This window comes from Streptococcus sp. ELY_125, assembly GCF_058314535.1.
Genome location: NZ_JBZFUM010000012.1, coordinates 11,795 through 29,720 on the forward strand (window position 1 = coordinate 11,795; position 17,926 = coordinate 29,720).

Consider the following 17,926-nt stretch of genomic DNA (forward strand, 5'->3'; position numbering starts at 1 on the left):
GAGGTTTGTAAGTATATGAAGTTGGCTTATCCGATTATTAGGACATATGGTAATTTGGCGCTAACAAGGGATAAAAAGGTGATGGGATTTTATCGGGTGCCTAATACACCTATTACGATTACAGATAAAGGGAAAAAAGAAAAACATAAGATTATGGTAGCTCAGCTGCTAGCTAAACTAGCCAAGAATAAATCTTTTGAGATTTCGCTAATTCCTAAAGACTACCTGCTTGAGGAGAAGATGAAAGATTTTTCTGATGCCCTTTCTCCTGATAGTAGAGAGTTGGGTAATGAGCTTTTAGATTATTCTGTGACTCATTTGACTGATGAAATGGAGATTCCTTATCAATTTGATTGGCTAGTAGGGGTTAATCTTGTATCTGATAATATGGGAGCTAGCGTCAAAGAATTAGCAGTAGAAAGTTTTAATGAACTTGCTGAAAAAGCGGCTAATAGTTTGGGCTATGATTATGAAATTGCAGATGATTGGTATGAGAACTATTCGACTAATGAAGCGGAAGTTTATCAAACATTTTCGGCTTTGCGTGCTCAGCGGATCTCAAATGAAGAATTGTTTTATTACCAGCGGATGCAGTATTTACGTTATATCCCTCATTTAAAGCAGGAAGTAACGGCCAATCGTTCTATCATTAATGTTACTGATACCGTGATTAAGTCAATGGCAGGTGGCTTTCTGAAGTTAGAGAGTCCTTATGGTTCCTCCTTTCTCAGCATTTTACCGGTTGCTAAGACGCCGGTTATTTTTAATGGGTTTCACTTGGGAGAGTTTACTCAAAGATTTAATTTTCCTGTTGAACTGAGGATTAAAGGAGAATTTATGGATAAAACGTCTCTCAAGGGGCGTATGGGGCGCTCTAACACTCGTTATAATAACATTATGGAAGAGGCTGAAAATACCGATACGGTACAGCAGGATCAGATTATTTTAGGTTCTATGTCTCTTAAAGACTTGATGAAAAAAGTTGGTGGGAAGGACGAAATCATTGAATATGGGGCTTATTTGATTGTAGCAGGGTCTAGTTTGGCTCAATTACGACACCGTCGTCAAGTTGTTTTGAGTTACTTTGAAGATATGCACGTTGAGGTTAGTGAGGCTAGTCATGATACACCTTACTTGTTCCAGTCATTATTATATGGTGTGCCTTTGGAAGCTAAGACACGGACTTGGCCGCATTATGTGACTGCTAGAGGCTTTGCGGAATTGATGCTCTTTACTAATACCTCTGCTGGTAATCGCATTGGTTGGCATATTGGTCGGGTAGATAACTGGCTTGGGCGTTGGGAAAGTATTGAGAAAGCTCAAGAATCATCTAAGAACATGGTGTTTTTTAATGCGACTGTTGGGAATAAAGAAAATATCGCTGGGAAGTTAACCAAGAATCCTCACGTTTTGATTACAGGAGCAACGGGTGAAGGGAAATCATTCCTGGGGGAACTGATTTTTATTTTGACATCGGTACAGGATGTTAAAGCTTTGTATGTGGACCCTAAACGCTCTATCCGTAAACACTTTGAAGCTATTGTCCATGATCCAGATTTTGAGGAAAAATTTCCTCTATTGGCTAAGCATATTCAGAATATTAATTTTGTCACGTTGGATAGCAAGGTCAAATCTAATCATGGAGCTTTGGATCCTATTGTTATGCTGGATAAAGATGATGCGGTATCTGTTGCTAAAAATATGATTAATTACTTGATTTATGCCAATAAGCGGATTGAAGTAACTATGCGGCAAATGACAGCTATCTCTCGGACAATTAATCAGGTGGTTGAACGGCGTCAAGCTGGAGAAAAGGTGGGCTTAAAACATGTGATTACAGAACTTATGGCCAGCAAAGATAAGAAGATTTTTGAGGTTGGGGATTATTTAATGTCCATCGTTGAAAATTCTATTTTGGAGCTGGCCTTTTCTGACGGTGATGTTGAGGGTCTGTCTTATGATAAGCGGGTGACGGTCTTGGAAGTAGCGGATCTTTCTTTGCCAGATCAAAATAAGAAAGAAAACCAAGATGTCGCACCAGAAGATAAAGAAATCAATTCTACTGCTCTGATGTTTGCCTTGGGTGCCTTCTGTACTCGTTTTGGTGAATTGAATCGCTTTGAAGACACGATTGAATTTTTCGACGAAGCTTGGGTATTAATGAAATCAGCTGAGGGACGGGCGGTTATTCAGTCTATGCGCCGTGTGGGTCGCTTTTATAATAATATTCTGTGCTTGATTACCCAGTCTGTTCATGACGCTGAAGGAGATGATGATACTACAGGGTTTGGAACCTTGTTTGCTTTCAGGGAAGATAATGAACTGCCAGATATTTTGAAACATGTCGGTTTGGAAGTAAGTGAAGAAAATCTGGAGTGGTTGAAAAATATGATTTCTGGCCAGTGTTTGTATAAAGATGTTTACGGGAATCTTAATATGATCTCTGTTACCAATATCTTTGAGGGGATTGATTCTTTGCTGAAACCAATGGAAGAAACAGTATCATCTAGTCTTGAAAATAAATATGCCAGTTAGGAGGTGAGGCAATGGCAAAAGATGGATTTGATATTTTAAATGCATTTAACAAATTGAAAGGCGTTGATATCTTTTCTTTAAGGTCCTATTTGGAAACTACGGATTCTATTGAAACATCTATTATTGCTATGTTAAATGAGCTATTGGTGAATCTGCCCTTTATGCTATTAAATCTTGTCGTTGGTTTTTTCTCCTTGATTATTGGTGTATTGGAAAAGGTTGACTTGTATAATGGCTATAAGCAATCGGTTTATCAGGCTTCTAAGTCTCTTTGGCAAGGTTTTACAGGTTCTGCTAGTGGTGGTGTGGCCAAAGGTTCTTTGGTATCTTTGGCCCTGATGTTGTTAGGCATTTATTTGTTTTATTTATTTGCATCGGCTCGGGGCAATTTTTCTAAGCGTCTGCTTCATACCTTTGTGGTAATTTTGCTTGGTTTTGCCTGGTTTGGTACAGTTTCTCGAACTTCTGGCGGTTTGTATTTGTTAAATACAGTTAACAGTGTAAAAGAAACAGCTGTTGATAAGATTTCAAATGTTTCTGTTACCTATGATAAGGATCAAACATTAAAAGTAGGGTCCTCCATTTCTGATCGTTACATAGCAGAAACGTCTTATGAGGCTTATCTGTTTGTTAATACTGGCCGTGATGATGGTCAGTTTGATAATCGTCAGACTGGTAAACCTGAAAAGTTTGATGACACTAAGGTATTAGGGACTGTTAAAGACGGTAAATTTAAGGCGGTATCAACGAAAGATCGGACAGCTTATGTAGAAGATTTAGGGAATGGTGCCAATGATGATAAGGAGAAGAATCGCTGGGTGTCAGCAACTTGGGATTATCTCTTTATTAAGGCATTTTATGTAATTATTAAAATTGTAGAAGCTTTTGTGATAGGACTTCCCATTGTTTTAATTGAATTGTTGAATGTTTTAGCTCAAGCTTTAGTGTTGATCATGATTCTAATATTCCCGGTTATTCTTTTGGTCTCTTTATTTCCCAAGATGCAGGATCTTGTATTTGGGGCTTTTAAGATTATGTTTGGCGGTTTAACTTTTCCTGCCATCAGCAGCTTATTGGTCTTGGCTGTTCTTTACTTGGAAAAGGTCATAGAAGGCATAGTTTCTAAAGGCATGACTGGTGTTATTGGCGAGGATTCTTCTTTAAAAACATTTCGTTTGTTGTTCGAGATAATGGTTTCGGCCTTTGGAAAAGGGGCTGTTTATTTTTTACTTTGGAAGTATAAGGGTGAGCTGCTGGAAGTGCTACTGGGTTCTCGGGCCCGCTTGCAGGTTGAGCAGATTGACCGCCAAGTATCGCAGTATAAACAGGATATTTCGCAATTGCCGTCTCGAGTTACTGGTACAGTTGATCAGGTTAAAGTACGTGCAGGTAATGTGTTTGATCGTGCTCAGGGTTTAGGAAATTTTGTATTAGGAGGCTTAGGATTTGGAGCTGGAGCTGTGATGAATGGTGGTAAGAAAGTCAAAAGTTATTTTTCTGGAAGTGATGTCAGGCCTGATAGTTCTAATGGTGATACTTCTGATGTTTTTGCATCTGAACCTGAAATGCCTACTGGAGATTTTTCATCTAAAGATATGGCGTCTCATGAAACGGTATCGCCTACTAAGTTTGAAAATGATAGTCCAATGATGGGAGATATTGATAAACGTGAGGAAGAGTATGAGGAACTGCGTAAGAATTATATCAGTCGCCGTGAACAGCGTAAGGTAGATAAGTTAGAAGAACAGTTAGATACTTATAAGGATGAGGAGTCCATGTATAAGGCCCAGGGCTCTAATGCTTTTGTGCGTAATTATCGTAAAACCTTATCGCGAGATGACAAGATTAAATCAAATATAGATCGTCGTGATCGAATTATAGATGAATTGGCCAGATTGAGAGGAGAGGTTTAGATGAAAAGTGTTCGGATATTTTCTCGTCAGCGATTGCCGACGATTATTGAAACTGCTGTTAGTAGAGCTTATGAAAGAAGAGAAAGATCTGTAGACTTTCTCTTTTTATTTTCGGTTCAGGGAAACAATACTGAGGAAGTTTTGGACCTTGTTAAGGCCAATAGTCTTGTTTTAGACGCCAGATGGCGGTTTGGTTCTGTTAAGTTAACAGCTTATATTAAGAGCTAGGGGAGGAAGAACAAGGGTGAAAAAACTTATCATTGCTTTTGGATTAGGTAGCTTACTTTTGCCTTTGATACTGGTAGTTATTGCAGCGGGTGCTTTAGGTGCTAGTTCGGAATCTGCCGGTGGTGAAGGAGAAGGCGGAAGTGTTACAACGCTGTCGCCAGCTGAAGTCGCTCAGAGAGGAGGTGTGTCTGAGGAAAGAGCAAAAGATGTGATTGCTATTTTTAATCATTTTGTATCCAAGGAGGAGTCAACTGTAGAGGGGGCTTCAGGTGGATTAGCAATTGCAGAAAGGGAATCTAATTTTGATCCTACTGCAGTTAATACTGGAGGCGGTGTTGCAGGCTATTACCAGTGGTCTGGCTGGTCTAGTACTGTAAATGGTAACCGTTGGGCTAGCGCTCCTGAAAAAAAGCTAGATTCTGATGTGGAGTTGGAGTTGTTACATAAAGAGTTAAATGGGAGTTATAGTAAGGTTAAAGATTACCTTAAAACGGCTAAGGATGCAGGTGAGGCTGCTCTTTACTTTTCTGAGCATTATGAAGGTGTAGGTTTGTCAGACGGTCAAACAAAAGCTGACAAACTTCAAAAAGATGCTCAAAAATGGTATGAAATTTTCAAGAATTCCACTAGTAAGAAAGAGAAAAGTAAAAGTCGAGATGGTGGTGGTGTTTCTGCTGAGGGAGTTCCTGAAGGTTACAGTTTAGCTAAAAAAGTTGATACTACTGGATATATTACGGATAGCTATCCATATGGCCAGTGTACATGGTTTGTTTTTAATCGTGCTAAGGAATTTGGCATTACTTTTGATCCTTATATGGGTAATGGCGGAGATTGGAAAAATAAAGCCGGTTATGAGACAACTCATACACCGACAGAGCATGCGGCGGTTAGTTTCTCTCCTGGTCAGGCAAATTCAGATCCCAATTATGGTCATGTGGCTTTTGTGGAGCAAGTTAAGTCAGATGGATCAATTTTAATTTCGGAATCTAATGCTAAGGGTCTAGGTGTAGTTACTTACCGAGTTTTTGATAAGGCACAGGCTAGTCAATTTACTTATGTGCTTGGTAAATAGAAGGAGCCGTAGTCTTTGGGACTATGGCGTTCTTTTTTGGTTTATTAAGGTAAGAGAAGGGAGGCAGTTTATGCAAGTGATTTTACAAGACGAACAAGTTCAAGAAATTCAATCTCTAGTAAAGCAGTTGATTGAAGATGAAATTGAAAATTTTAGGGAAGATAGTGGTTTGTCTAGTCCATATCTGAATAAGAAACAGGCTTGTGAGTATCTTGGTATCTCTAATAATACTTTAGATCTTTGGATTGTTAGAGGTTTGCCAGCTATTCGAATAGGCAAAACTGTTCGATTTGATAAAATTAAAATAAAACAGTGGATGCATAAAATGGAACAATAATGATTGGAGTTTTTTATGGCTATTACAAAATTGGAAACTGGTAGTTATCGTTTGAAAATGTATATTCCCAAGGATGTCAGAGGGCGGTTGGGGTTAGGTTCACAGTTTGATAAACGTTATAAAACTAAGAAACAAGCTAAAACTGCTGAGTTGGATTTGAAACTTAAAATTTCGGATATTAGGGCAGGCAGAGATGTCATAACTGAGAATAAGATGTTGAAAGATATTACATTTCGAGAATTTTATGAGAAGTATTGGTTAGAAGCTTATAAAGCAGGACAGACAACACAAACAGTTAATCCACCGGTAACTAGTACAATTTTTCAAACACAGAATGTTTTTAGGCTGCATATTTTACCTTTATTTGGGAAGTATTCGCTAAACTATTTATCTTCTCATAAGCAATTTGTAATGCAATCATTGACAAAAAAGGCTAGTGAGTTTGCTAATTTTAAAATGATCAGGAGCTATGTTAATTCTATGTTTGATTGGGCTGAGGAACTAGAATTTATAGAAGGTAATACATTGAAGAAAACGGTTAATCGTATCAAACCTGTTAAGAAAATAGAGCTGAAAAGGCAGAAGAAGGATGCAGAGCTTTATTTATCAGTAGAGCAATTGAGGCAATGGCTCGCTGTATTTGATCAGGAATTACAAGAGGGTCAATTAGATTTTATGGATTATGTTTTGTTTTATACAACATTTTTGCTTTCAGATAGAAAATCAGAAAGTTATGCTTTGCAGTGGAAGCATATTGATTTTGAGTCCAATAAGATTTTATTGACTCAAGCTTTAGATATGTTTGGTAATGTTAAAACAACGAAAGGAGAAAAGGAAACAGTATTCCATGTATCGGATTTCTTGATGTCTTTGTTAGATGAGTGGAAAAAGGAACAAGCCATGCGTTTGAAGCATTTAGGGTTGAAACAAACAGGTGATCAATTTGTTTTTACCTATAATGGAAATGGGGGAAAAGTTAATCAGCTGCTTTATATTGATTACTTAAATTACCGTATGCGTGCTATTGAGAAAAAGCATCCTAATTTAAAACATGCTAGTCCTCATATGTTAAGGCATACGGGAGCGACTTTGGCGAGTAAAGAGGGTGTTTCGATTGATGAAATATCAAGGGCTCTGACACACAGTTCTCAAAGTACAACACAGGGTTATATTAATAGTCAGTCTGTAGTTCCTAAGACAGTTGGTGATATGGTTTTAGAAAATCTAAAAAAGAAGGAGTAAGGTAAATTTTGAGGGAAGTTTTTAAAAATGGCATAAAAAAAGACCCAAGATATAAAATCTTGAGTGCTTAGAAACGTTGATATCATGGTAGTAATCAACGTTCTCATTATTGTTAGCAATGAGAATCTTATTTGAGGCCGTATTTCTTGTTGAAACGATCGACACGTCCATCTGCTTGAGTGAACTTTTGACGTCCAGTGTAGAATGGATGTGAGTCAGAAGAGATTTCAACACGTACCAAAGGGTATGTTTCACCTTCAAACTCTACAGTTTCGTTCGATGGTTTGGTAGAACCGCTGAGGAACTTGTAACCGGTAGTTGTATCGAGGAATACGACTGGACGGTATTCTGGATGGATATCTTTTTTCATTCTTTAAAATTTCCTTTCTGCCATAGCTTTCATAAGCCATAGTTTAATAACTATTCTAGTTTAACAAAGTTCCAAGCGTTTGGCAAGACTTTTACCATAATTCTTATAGATTTTAATGGGATGAAGCCCCTGAAGTAGCATCGGTAGTATCATCATGACCACCAGAAGATGAAGCACCAGACGTGGCATCAGTTCCGCCATGGGCACTAGCAGGCATAGCTCCTCCGCTTCCCCCAACCAAGCGCTGTCCAGTAGTTTCGAGATACCAATCAAGCCAAGGCTGAAAGTTAAAAACAATTTCGTTGATACCGGCATAGGAACCATCTGGGTAATACATGGCTTGGTAATTATGGGTATTGACAACACCAGCAGGTGAACCAGGGACGATAGTACGAACATATTCCTGATTACCGTTGCGCAGGGTACCAATAACCCACTCAACATTTTTCATACGAGCTGGCGGCAGGGAATCATGAACCGTGGACATACGGTTTCCGACTTGTTCAGGCACCCGTTTAGCCAGCATGGTTTCAGGGTCTTGATGAGCATTGTTATAATAAAGAAATTGATTATTATCATCAGCATAAGTTAGTTCGAATGGCATGGAATTCAGAAACATATTGAGCTGATTGACTGTCAGGAGCCCCTTATCAAGTTTAACATAAGTATCCCCATCAACAGCATCGGTGAGCTTAGCAGCCTTGTCTAGCCACTCTGGATCATCTGGATCGACACCTTGGACAGTTGTTGCGATATTGCCAGTAACGTCCAAGTCTTCAGGCTCAATGGGTCTTGGTTTTTTCAATTTGGAAACAACCTCCACATACTTGATAAAATTATCGAGACAGGTCTCTAGAAAATTAACCGTTCCTTCATTGATAATATTTCCGTCATCGTCAAAGGCTTCCTTGGCTTTGCCAAGCAAGAATTCGTTGCCGGGTAAGGTGTAAGCATTGACACCTGGGGCTTCTAAAATTTTCCGCAGGTGCACTTGGGCGCGTGAGGTTCCTTGATCGTGATAGGAAGCACCAACAATCATAACTGGTTTGCTTTCAAATGGATGCAGGTTGAAAGACAGCCATTCCAATGTGCTTTTGAGGGCAGGAGTAGTCGTGTGATTGTGTTCAGGTGTTGCAATGATAACGCCGTCAGCCCGTATAATTTTATTGTAGAGATACTGAATAGCAAAGGAGTCTGACTGATCGTCATCTTGATTGAACATAGGAACATCTTTAATTTCTAAGACTTCCATCTCAAATTTAAATTTAAAATGACGACGAATATATTCTAACAGCATGCGGTTATATGATTGCTCAGCATTTGACCCAACGATTCCAACAAATTTCATAGTCATACTTCCTCCTTACAGTTGTTCCCAGTCGAAATTTTCAGCTTCCTTTTTCAGCAGTTCTTTAGCATTTGACATCTTTTCAACCATAGTGACAAAAAGTCGAAAATCGTCAAAAATAGCATCTAACTTTTGGCTGGTTTCAATATCATTCAAATTTCCTTCAGAATCGAAAGCTTGCAGAGAATGGGACAGGAGAAATTCATCAGGTAGCACTGAGGCTTTTAGTTCAGGTGCATTGAGAATCTGGCGGAGCTGCAGCTGGGCGCGCGAGGATCCTAAGGTACCAAATGAAGCGCCGGTGATCATAACCGGTTTGTTAAGCATAGGATAAATACCGTAAGATAGCCATGCTAAGGCGTTCATTAGAGCGGCAGGGATAGAGTGATCATACTCCGGTGTGCCAATAATCACACCATCAGCAGCTTCGATTTTATCAGCTAATTCTGTAACAAGGTCTGGTAGTTGGCGATTAGCAGGTTTATTGAAGACAGGTAATTCCTTGATTTCAACTAATTCAATATCAGCCTTATCAGCAAAGTGTCTTTGGATATATTGTAAAAGTTGGCGATTAGTCGATTGTTTTGAATTTGTTCCAACAATTCCAATTAGTTTCATATAAATAAGGCCCCCTAGTACTATGATATTTTTATTGTAGCAAAAAAACACTTATTATGTAAGCGTTTTTAAGATAGTTTTATTTTACTGATCTCAGGACTAGCAATCAGATTATTATCGGTAGTAATAATCAGAGCGCCTAAGTCCTGTTCTCGGGCAATCCCTGTCAGAATGTCTGATGGATTCTGGCCAAAAAGGCGGCTAGTCCAGATTTCTCCATCGACTGATTTTGGAGAAACAATCGTTAAGCTAGCTATTTGACTATCAAGAGGGTAACCTGTTTGGCTGTCAAAAATATGATGATAAGTCTTACCTGCAGCTGTAAGAGTCCGCTCATAAATACCTGAGGTGACGATGGATTGATCACGAACTCCTAGAACAGCTACATGGTGTCCCCGAGGCTGTTTCGGGTTTTGGATACCGATATGCCACAGCTGGTCGGGATTGTGAAAGGCAGGACCGAAAGTTAAGACATTGCCTCCCAAATTAATAAGCCCAGCTGGGACATTGCACTGGCGAATAAAGTCGACGATACGATCGGCAATATAGCCTTTAGCTAGGGCTCCTAAATCTATTTTCATGCCCTTTTTAGCCAGATAGACCGTCTCTTTGGCCTTATCTAGTATAATATCTTCCGGATTGATGAGGGCTAGAGCAGCATCAATTTCCGTCTGGCTGGGACGCCTAGCATCTGCGAAGCCAATGCGCCAAGTCTGAACAAGAGGACCAATAGCTATATTGAGGTAGCTGTCAGGTGCACAGCTATGCTTTTGACCAAGAGAGATGAGTTCGTAGAGCTCAGGGTGCACCTGAACAGCACAAATGCCAGCTGCACGATTGATAGCCATGAGTTCGGAGCCTTCGTCATTAGCTGAAAAACGATGGTCATAGAGGTGGAGCAGCTCTTCAACCTCATCCAAAATAGGCTGAGGATTATCGTGATAAATGCTGATATCGATGCTGGTTCCCATCAGTTTAACGCGACGGTTAGTGAGCAGCATGTGCAAGAACCTCTCTAATTTCCTGATAGATTTGCTCGTTTTCTTCCAAGCTGTAAGAATTAGCTCCGCTAGCAAGTGGGTGGCCGCCGCCATCATGTCGCTTGGCAATTTCGTTGATAACAGCTGTTTTGCTGCGCAGGCGGACACGATAATGTCCCTCAGGTTGTTCTACAAAAATAGCCCAAGACTGTACGCTATCAATTTTTCCAGGACTACCAACAATAGCAGAACTTTCAGCCTCTGTTACCTGAAAGCTATCGAGTATGTCACGAGTTAGGGTCACTTGTGCAGCGCCATTGTCATCCACTTGCAAATGCTCAAAGATATAGCCTTGCAATTTAGCAATTTTAAAGGAGAAGCTATCCATTTGCCGGGAGAGGCTAGCGAAATCAAAATCATACTCTCTCAGCTTTGCTGCCAAGCGTAGTGTCTTTGGTGTTGTTGCGCTGTAGAGAAAGCGGCCAGTATCACCGACTATACCAACATAAAGGAGACGGGCAGCTTCATCGGAGAAGTCAAGGCCGGCGCTCAGGACAAAATCTGTAATAATCTCACTGGCGCTAGAGGCCTGTGTATCTACGTATACAATATCTCCATAAACATCTTCATTGGGATGATGATCAATCTTGATGAGAAAATCTCCACTGCCGTAGCGTTCGTCATCAATTCGTGGTCGGTTAGCTGTGTCGGTAACAATTACGAGTGCTTCCTGATAAGCGGTATTATCCACTTGATCCATTGAAGCCATCCATGACAGGCTGGGTTCATTGGTTCCAGCTGCCAGCACTCTTTTTTGTGGAAAATTATGCTTGATCAATTCTTTTAGTCCCAACTGACTGCCTAGGGCATCCGGATCAGGCCGCTGGTGGCGGTGGATAATAATCGTATTATAGTCTTTAATCTTTGCAAGAATTTGTGCGTATATAGACATAAGAACCCCTTTTTAAATAAGATTACCCTTATTATAGCACGTATAGATTTGTTTTCTTCAGATTATAAAGAAATCTTTAGAAAATCTGAAGACTGACTGAAGAATAGGGAGATAAAATAAGAAGTAGAAAAATTTGGATGGAGGAAATTTCTAGTGCCTAAAGAAGCAAAACTCATCTGGCCTTACCTAGTTTGGACCTTTGGTATAACATGGCTGGCATGGGGGCTACAAACTTTTATGCTTGCCAATAACATTATTAACACTACCGATTTAGCTTGGCTACTTCTGTATACTATTGGCCAATGGGGACCAGTTATTGCGACTTTAATAGTCGTCAAAGGAAATTTTAAAGAGAAGTTCTACTGGATCTTTTCACCGGGAAAAAGGGGAGGCTGGCTTTATTTGCTTATCATGATGGGCCTTCTCACGTTAGTAAGTGCTATGGCTACATCAGGGCGGATGTCTGAAGGGCTTACCCCACTGTCTTTGCTTACTAGTTTTTTAATGACTAGCTTCTTGACAGCTGGAATTGGTGAAGAAGTTGGTTGGCGCGGTATTTTGCAACCGGCTTTGGAAGCGCGCTTTGCCTTTCCTGTAGCAACTATTTTGACAGGTTTGATTTGGGCTTGCTGGCATCTGCCACTGATGCTCATGGATCTAACATTTTTCCCAATTTTTGTGCTTTATACGGTTCTCTACTCATTCTGGTTTGCAGGCCTTTATAAGAAAACCAAATCTGTTCTTTACTGTATGCTACTGCATGGGTTTATGAATGGCGGAGTTGGTGTGCTCTTCAACTTTGAAAGGGAAAACATCATTATGAGACTGTTTGGAATGACAATTATGGCGACCTATAGTATCTATCTCTGGTATCAAACTGACCGTAAGGAGAGGAACTATGATGAGACAAAACACTGACCTGACGCTCAGTCTTATAAGTACCTGTCCGGTAGGTGTGCTCCTCTCTTGGAAACAATCCTAGTCCCCGTCATACTGATGACTCTCTCCAGTTTGCTCATATCAGGAGCGACTAAGGTCTATTTTCATTGGAAAGATAGGCAGAAGGAAAAAATGCTAATGACTAAAGATAACAAAATGATCGAACCACAACCAAAACTCATCTGGCCTTATCTGGTCTGGACCTTTGGCTGGACTTGGGGCTGGTGGGGGTTAATCTTTCTACTTGATAACTCACCGTTTGCCCAGATAGGGCGACTGGTAGGAGGCCTGCTGTGGCCGTTTGGTCCTGCCATAGGAGCAACTATAGTTCTCAAAATCTCTCTGAAAACAATCCCTAAATGGCTCTTTTCCGGTAAAAAGGGGACTTGGCTCTATCTTCTGTTATTTTCTGGACTTTTAACAGTAGTGAGCAGTCTGGCGGTTTCTGGAAGATTAGCTATGGAAGCTTTACCTTCCTTGCCTTTAATGGCCGTCCTGCTTACCCTTGTCGGCGGAGGCAATGAAGAACTAGGTTGGCGAGGTTTTTTACAGCCAGTTCTGGAGAAAAAGTTTTCTTTTCCGCTGGCAACCGTGATCCTTGGTATTATCTGGGGGATCTGGCATCTGCCACTCTGGGTCATAGACAGAGGGGGAAGCTTGTCCAACTTTATCATACAACTCCTAGGATGCATACTCATTGCTTTTGCTTATGCAGGGCTCTACAAAGCCACACACTCCATTATAGCCTGTTGCCTTTTCCATACAGTATCTAACTTACATTTCTTGGCATTTGAGGGGTTGACTTCGGATTACTCACAAGCCAGTAACTGGTATTACATGGCTGGTCTACTCTTGGTAGCTGGTTGTGGAGTTTGGCTCTGGTATCGGACGGATAAGAAGGAAAAGACCTGTGGCGAGACAATGTAATGATTTGATGTCCAGCTCAATTGATACCTGTCTGGCAGGCTTACTCCTGTCAGTTTCCCTGCTCTTCTGGAAACAATCCCCCAGCCTAGTCCCCGTCATACTGACGATCGTTTCTAGCCTCCGTTTGGATCTAGTCAAACTTTATTTTCACTGGAAGGACAGGCAGGCTGATTACTTATAGAATGGAAGTTTAAAGGAGCCTGTGTTAGTAAATGAAGGAGTTCCGCTAGATTTTGCAAACTGTCTGGTTATCTATCGTGAAAAGGAGGGCTTGTTTATCGGTTTCAAAAGCGAGTTTCATGCTATAATGGCAATAGGAGGGACCTATGGGTTATACGATTTTACTGGCTGAAGACGATAGGGAAATCTCTGAAATCATTCGGCTTTATTTGGAAAGCAATCATTATCAGGTCATAGAAGCTGTGGATGGAGAGGAAGCTTGGACACTTTTTTCAAGAGAATCGGTAGATTTGGCTATTTTAGATATCATGATGCCCAAACTAACTGGCTATGAGGTGCTCAAGCGTATCCGACAGATCAGTAATATTCCGGTCATTATCCTGTCAGCTAAAAACGAAAATCGCGACAAAATCCTAGGTCTGGATATCGGAGCTGACGACTATGTGGCCAAGCCCTTTGAGCCACTTGAAATTGTTGCTCGTGTCAAGTCCAATCTGAGGCGTTATTATGACTTGGGCAGCAAGGGTATCAGCGGTGCGCGTGATGGGCAGCTAAGGGTCGGTAACCTCTTTCTAGATCCAGAAAAAATGCTTGTTTTTAAGGAGGACCAGCCTGTTCACTTGACCATGACAGAATTTAGGGTGCTTCACATGCTGATGGCTGCACCAGGACAGATCTTCACTAGACGGCAACTCTATAATCAGACAGGCGACGACTATTTAACCGCAGATGAACAGACCATGATGGTTCATATCTCCAATCTGCGGGAAAAAATTGAGGCAGATCCTAAAAATCCTGCCTACATCAAAACGGTAAGAGGGGTAGGCTATAAATTTGAAAAGCAGGACTAGGTCAAAAAGTTTAATCCGCTCCTTATTATGGAGTTATTTCTTACTCCCCTTAACACTTATCGTCATTTTGCTTTTTGTTGGAAGTGTGGGGACATTTATCCTAAGATATACTCGAGTGGTTCGCTATCCTACCCAAGAGGATTTTCAAAAAAATGACCACTATTTAAAGACTGGTCGATATCATCAGTTTCCTCTCAAAAAAATAGCTCCCAAAGATGCTCATCTTGTAGTCTTGGATCAGTCTGGACAACTGATTTATGCTAGTCCTAAGGCAGATTTGACTGAACTGAATAAAGCAGAATTAGGAATAATCGAAAGGCTTGACGATAATTTCGTTGTGAATTGGTCAATGACTCCCTTTACTGATCATGGAGGGCAGAAACGTTATTTACTTAAATATAGCCGGCTGAAGGTTATAAAATTTTTCTTTGATTCTGTCGTGGTTCATCTGGATGATAAGAACGAAAAAAATGATGAGATAGTTCACCAGACTCTACTCGATCAAGACTTTAAGGTGATATCCTCCTCTTTTTTGCCGAAAGGGGCTTCCCTCCAACATCTAGGCCCTCTCCTCCGTCAGAAGTCGAGGGTTGTAAAATACCCATTTACAACGGATAAACAGGAAAACTTAACACTAGTTTTATACTATTCAGAGGAGTCTTCGGTACCTTCCTTCCTTGTCGCTAATGGTCCTCTGCTAAATAGTTTAGCCTTTTCGGCTTTTTACGTCCTCATCGCTTTGCTATTTGCCATCTGGCTCAACCGCAAGGTCAGGCTGCCGCTCGGTCGATTGCGCCAGGCCATCAATAACTTGACGGATAGGAGTCAGTCTCAGGTGCTGGATTATCAAGGACCATCAGAGTTTGTTGAGATTATAGAAGATTTCAATCAGGTGTCCGATAGCTTGCGGCGCAGTGAGGAGAAAAGCCAGAGGATTCAGGCTGAAAAGCAGGAGATGCTGGCTAATATTTCTCACGATCTCAAAACACCTATCACGGTCATCAAGGGCTATTCTGAAGCTTTGAGAGATGGTTTAATCAAGCCTGAGCAACAGGACAGGTACCTAGAGGCAATCAGTCAAAAATCTCGGAAATTGACCCATTTGATTGACTCCTTTCATAATTACAGCAAGATTGATCACCCAGATTTTACCCTGCAATTGGAGCAATTGGACATTTGTCTTTTTCTCCAAAACTACCTAGAGCAGCACCGTCAGGAGTTTGAACTCAAGGGTTACCGTCTTAAGTTAAGCCTACCACGTGAGGAAGGAATCTTCTGTCATATTGATAGTGAGCAGTTTGAGCGAGTTTTGGATAATCTTTTGGCTAATTTTTTCAGGCACAGCGCTAAGGCCAGCACCCTCTTTATCGGATTGGAAGCAAAAGGGCAAAAACTCCAGATTTTGGTGGCAGATGATGGGGTCGGTATTAATCCTGAGCAAGCAGACCAGCTCTTTCAAGCTTTCGTGACAGGTGATAAGGCGCGACCGTCCAAGGCAGGATCAGGTTTGGGTCTGGCTATCGTTCAGCGCATTATTGACGAACATGGTGGCAATATCAGGTCGGAACAACCGCCTCGAGCGCCCTATAAAACCGTTTTTGTCATTAGTCTGCCCTTATAAATCTCAAAACTATCAAGCGTCAGGGTGTTGGTTATAGAAGTTCCCCAATTTCAAGAAGCGTCTCTTCATGACGCTGACCATCAAAAAAGATAGAGCCAATCCGGTTCTATCTAGAATATAGCCTTTCGTTATACGTTGACAAGGAGCCTTAACTTTTGGAGTGTGGCGCAAGTTCATCGTCATTTGCTCTATAAGCAGTATGTTTTATACCAGTTCTCCTTAGCTGATAGCAGGCCAGTAACTCTACGGTTTCGTGGTTGACTTAGCCTCAAAAACTTTCCAGTCGCCTCAAGGATGAACAGTAGCTCAATTACACCTCATTCTCCCTTTGTAGGATTTTCTAATGGTTTTACCATTTTATAAAAACCGTCAATGTCGTATTTGTGGTAGTTTTTAGGAAATTCAACTTTAGCAACTTGCTTGAAGCCAAAGTGTTCATAAATGCTTTTGGCTTTTTTATTGTAAAACTCAACTGCTAAAGATAGTTTGCTGTAACCTTGGCTAACAGCCAGTCTCTCTGCCTCTCTCAGCAGCTCTAGTCCCAAACCTCTACCTCTGAATGTTTCAAATACAGCAAGATTTGAGATATAGTATTCATCGTCTTTAAATACCTGTAAATATTTCTCTAATCTTGAAGAATGCACTATTTTGAGCATATCTATCAGCCCAACAGAGCTTAGCCAAACGCCCAGATCCGTAATGGTGTTTTTTACCAGTTGTTTTTCGTCTTTAACAGGATAGGAAAGAAGTAGGCCGCAAACCTTGTTGTTTTCGCTTTTGACAAGCATATAATCTTTGCTGAACATATTATCAGGTTTTGCATAAAACTGTCGTGTCGTTTTATAAAAATTGTCTTCTTTTCGTGCAAAAAGGTAGTGGAACATCTTAGGTGCAGACATGTATAGCAGTTCTAAACAAGCTGCCATCTCATTATCGTTGGGTTTCCGAATCATCTTTGTTATTCCTTTCGATTATTTTAGCTATGGTTAACACAAACGTTTATAGGTGATCGTCAATTTTTTCCAAGAGGCTTTTAAAAAGCAAAGCCTCTATATCGGTAAGTGGGGAAAGCAGTTGCCCGATATCTTTAAATAACTCACTGTCAATGCTATCCATGATCGTTATAGCATCTTGGGTCACTTGTACCAGCTGAACTCTTCGGTCTTCAGGGCTGGTCTGTTTGGTCACTAATTTTTTTGCTACAAGTCTATCCACAGCTACTGTAGCTGTATTTGGAGCAATTCCTAGGCGTTCGGAAATATCTTTCATAGTTTTGAGGTCGTCTTTCCCGATAGCATATAGTGTATGGATCTCAGTTACTGTTAAACGGTTGTAGGCTGCTTCTGTGAGTGATTCTTTTCGCCTTTTCTCTAATTTCATATATATTCTATCTAGGCTTTCAAATACCTTAACTAATTCAGATTGGTTCATTTTTCCTCCTTTTAATACTTCTATAAAAGAATAAATATAAGCAAATTAAATCGATTATTGCCGATATTTAGTTCTATAATAGAAATAATATCAGATTGTTTTTGCCTTGTAAAGTCAGAAGGGATAATATGAGGAGAGTAAAATAAAGTAGTTTTTTCCGTATTGCAAAAGAACTGGTCATGATAGCCTATACTGCTGGATATTTGCTGTCTGGCAGGGCTTGAAATAACTTTAAGTGACTAACTCTCACTAATACTCAAAAACTTTAATTTTTGGTATAAATAGGAATTGTGATAGGTTTAAATTTTTATACATAGCCCCGTTGCTTATATTATTTTGTGGTGACGAAGCCACCATATTGTACAAAAGATTAGGAGCTGGG

General features: G+C 40.4%; 17 protein-coding genes. 10 read left to right on the plus strand and 7 right to left on the minus strand.

Features of this window, described 5'->3' with window-relative positions:
• Window positions 1-15 precede the first annotated feature (15 nt).
• The 6 genes from AC4HAL_RS06135 (at window position 16) to AC4HAL_RS06160 (ending at window position 7,327) form a co-directional block, all read left to right on the plus strand.
• On the plus strand, window positions 16-2,535 hold the full coding sequence (locus tag AC4HAL_RS06135; protein WP_491093445.1) for an ATP-binding protein: 2,520 nt from the start codon (window positions 16-18) through the stop codon (window positions 2,533-2,535).
• A gap of 32 nt (window positions 2,536-2,567) precedes the next feature.
• Window positions 2,568-4,448 (plus strand): conjugal transfer protein, encoded by a 1,881-nt coding sequence (locus AC4HAL_RS06140; RefSeq protein ID WP_491093483.1) that lies wholly within the window; start codon window positions 2,568-2,570, stop codon window positions 4,446-4,448.
• On the plus strand, window positions 4,449-4,676 hold the full coding sequence (locus AC4HAL_RS06145) for a hypothetical protein (protein ID WP_491093446.1): 228 nt from the start codon (window positions 4,449-4,451) through the stop codon (window positions 4,674-4,676). It abuts the gene before it with no gap.
• A gap of 16 nt (window positions 4,677-4,692) precedes the next feature.
• Complete coding sequence (locus AC4HAL_RS06150) at window positions 4,693-5,748, plus strand: phage tail tip lysozyme (protein ID WP_491093447.1); 1,056 nt, start codon at window positions 4,693-4,695, stop codon at window positions 5,746-5,748.
• Between the two features lie 70 nt (window positions 5,749-5,818).
• Window positions 5,819-6,085 (plus strand): excisionase family DNA-binding protein, encoded by a 267-nt coding sequence (locus AC4HAL_RS06155; RefSeq protein WP_491093448.1) that lies wholly within the window; start codon window positions 5,819-5,821, stop codon window positions 6,083-6,085.
• Window positions 6,086-6,100: 15 nt separating this feature from the next.
• Window positions 6,101-7,327, plus strand: coding sequence for a tyrosine-type recombinase/integrase (locus AC4HAL_RS06160; RefSeq protein ID WP_491093449.1), 1,227 nt, complete (start codon window positions 6,101-6,103; stop codon window positions 7,325-7,327).
• 127 nt (window positions 7,328-7,454) lie between these two features.
• On the opposite strand, the gene AC4HAL_RS06165 is transcribed toward AC4HAL_RS06160, so the two are convergent.
• The 5 genes from AC4HAL_RS06165 to AC4HAL_RS06185 form a co-directional block, all read right to left on the minus strand.
• On the minus strand, window positions 7,455-7,697 hold the full coding sequence (locus AC4HAL_RS06165) for a type B 50S ribosomal protein L31 (protein WP_447452031.1): 243 nt from the start codon (window positions 7,695-7,697) through the stop codon (window positions 7,455-7,457).
• 112 nt (window positions 7,698-7,809) lie between these two features.
• On the minus strand, window positions 7,810-9,051 hold the full coding sequence (locus AC4HAL_RS06170) for an NAD(P)H-dependent oxidoreductase (protein ID WP_491093450.1): 1,242 nt from the start codon (window positions 9,049-9,051) through the stop codon (window positions 7,810-7,812).
• Window positions 9,052-9,060: 9 nt separating this feature from the next.
• Window positions 9,061-9,663: an NADPH-dependent FMN reductase gene (locus AC4HAL_RS06175; protein ID WP_447452032.1), complete on the minus strand. Its 603-nt coding sequence runs from the start codon at window positions 9,661-9,663 to the stop codon at window positions 9,061-9,063.
• 68 nt (window positions 9,664-9,731) lie between these two features.
• Window positions 9,732-10,664: an FAD:protein FMN transferase gene (locus tag AC4HAL_RS06180; RefSeq protein ID WP_491093451.1), complete on the minus strand. Its 933-nt coding sequence runs from the start codon at window positions 10,662-10,664 to the stop codon at window positions 9,732-9,734.
• The gene (locus AC4HAL_RS06185; protein WP_491093452.1) at window positions 10,651-11,595 is read right to left on the minus strand and encodes a DHH family phosphoesterase; all 945 of its coding nucleotides are present in this window, start codon (window positions 11,593-11,595) and stop codon (window positions 10,651-10,653) included. Before AC4HAL_RS06185 ends, AC4HAL_RS06180 begins: the two co-directional genes overlap by 14 nt.
• A gap of 153 nt (window positions 11,596-11,748) precedes the next feature.
• On the opposite strand from AC4HAL_RS06185, the gene AC4HAL_RS06190 reads away from it, so the two are divergent.
• From AC4HAL_RS06190 to AC4HAL_RS06205, 4 genes are all read left to right on the plus strand, one after another.
• Entirely contained in the window at window positions 11,749-12,513 is a 765-nt protein-coding gene (locus tag AC4HAL_RS06190; RefSeq protein WP_491093453.1) for a CPBP family intramembrane glutamic endopeptidase, read from the plus strand.
• 159 nt (window positions 12,514-12,672) lie between these two features.
• Window positions 12,673-13,461, plus strand: coding sequence for a CPBP family intramembrane glutamic endopeptidase (locus tag AC4HAL_RS06195; protein ID WP_491093454.1), 789 nt, complete (start codon window positions 12,673-12,675; stop codon window positions 13,459-13,461).
• A 326-nt stretch (window positions 13,462-13,787) separates the two neighbouring features.
• Window positions 13,788-14,492 (plus strand): response regulator transcription factor, encoded by a 705-nt coding sequence (locus tag AC4HAL_RS06200; RefSeq protein ID WP_491093455.1) that lies wholly within the window; start codon window positions 13,788-13,790, stop codon window positions 14,490-14,492.
• An 85-nt stretch (window positions 14,493-14,577) separates the two neighbouring features.
• Window positions 14,578-16,113, plus strand: coding sequence for a HAMP domain-containing sensor histidine kinase (locus tag AC4HAL_RS06205; RefSeq protein ID WP_491093456.1), 1,536 nt, complete (start codon window positions 14,578-14,580; stop codon window positions 16,111-16,113).
• A 317-nt stretch (window positions 16,114-16,430) separates the two neighbouring features.
• Here the strand turns inward: AC4HAL_RS06205 and AC4HAL_RS06210 are convergent, their stop codons facing one another.
• Both AC4HAL_RS06210 and AC4HAL_RS06215 read right to left on the minus strand, forming a co-directional pair.
• The gene (locus AC4HAL_RS06210; RefSeq protein WP_491093457.1) at window positions 16,431-17,066 is read right to left on the minus strand and encodes a GNAT family N-acetyltransferase; all 636 of its coding nucleotides are present in this window, start codon (window positions 17,064-17,066) and stop codon (window positions 16,431-16,433) included.
• Window positions 17,067-17,112: 46 nt separating this feature from the next.
• Window positions 17,113-17,544: a MarR family winged helix-turn-helix transcriptional regulator gene (locus AC4HAL_RS06215; protein ID WP_491093458.1), complete on the minus strand. Its 432-nt coding sequence runs from the start codon at window positions 17,542-17,544 to the stop codon at window positions 17,113-17,115.
• Window positions 17,545-17,926: the final 382 nt, after the last annotated feature.

What these genes read in the sequence shown, in the direction of transcription:
- AC4HAL_RS06135 (WP_491093445.1), top strand. Translation starts at nt 16, where the DNA reads ATGAAGTTGGCTTATCCGATTATTAGGACATATGGTAATTTGGCGCTA.
- AC4HAL_RS06145 (WP_491093446.1), top strand. Translation starts at nt 4,449, where the DNA reads ATGAAAAGTGTTCGGATATTTTCTCGTCAGCGATTGCCGACGATTATT.
- AC4HAL_RS06155 (WP_491093448.1), top strand. Translation starts at nt 5,819, where the DNA reads ATGCAAGTGATTTTACAAGACGAACAAGTTCAAGAAATTCAATCTCTA.
- AC4HAL_RS06160 (WP_491093449.1), top strand. Translation starts at nt 6,101, where the DNA reads ATGGCTATTACAAAATTGGAAACTGGTAGTTATCGTTTGAAAATGTAT.
- AC4HAL_RS06165 (WP_447452031.1), bottom strand. Translation starts at nt 7,697, where the DNA reads ATGAAAAAAGATATCCATCCAGAATACCGTCCAGTCGTATTCCTCGAT.
- AC4HAL_RS06170 (WP_491093450.1), bottom strand. Translation starts at nt 9,051, where the DNA reads ATGACTATGAAATTTGTTGGAATCGTTGGGTCAAATGCTGAGCAATCA.
- AC4HAL_RS06175 (WP_447452032.1), bottom strand. Translation starts at nt 9,663, where the DNA reads ATGAAACTAATTGGAATTGTTGGAACAAATTCAAAACAATCGACTAAT.
- AC4HAL_RS06180 (WP_491093451.1), bottom strand. Translation starts at nt 10,664, where the DNA reads ATGCTGCTCACTAACCGTCGCGTTAAACTGATGGGAACCAGCATCGAT.
- AC4HAL_RS06185 (WP_491093452.1), bottom strand. Translation starts at nt 11,595, where the DNA reads ATGTCTATATACGCACAAATTCTTGCAAAGATTAAAGACTATAATACG.
- AC4HAL_RS06195 (WP_491093454.1), top strand. Translation starts at nt 12,673, where the DNA reads ATGACTAAAGATAACAAAATGATCGAACCACAACCAAAACTCATCTGG.
- AC4HAL_RS06200 (WP_491093455.1), top strand. Translation starts at nt 13,788, where the DNA reads ATGGGTTATACGATTTTACTGGCTGAAGACGATAGGGAAATCTCTGAA.
- AC4HAL_RS06210 (WP_491093457.1), bottom strand. Translation starts at nt 17,066, where the DNA reads ATGATTCGGAAACCCAACGATAATGAGATGGCAGCTTGTTTAGAACTG.
- AC4HAL_RS06215 (WP_491093458.1), bottom strand. Translation starts at nt 17,544, where the DNA reads ATGAACCAATCTGAATTAGTTAAGGTATTTGAAAGCCTAGATAGAATA.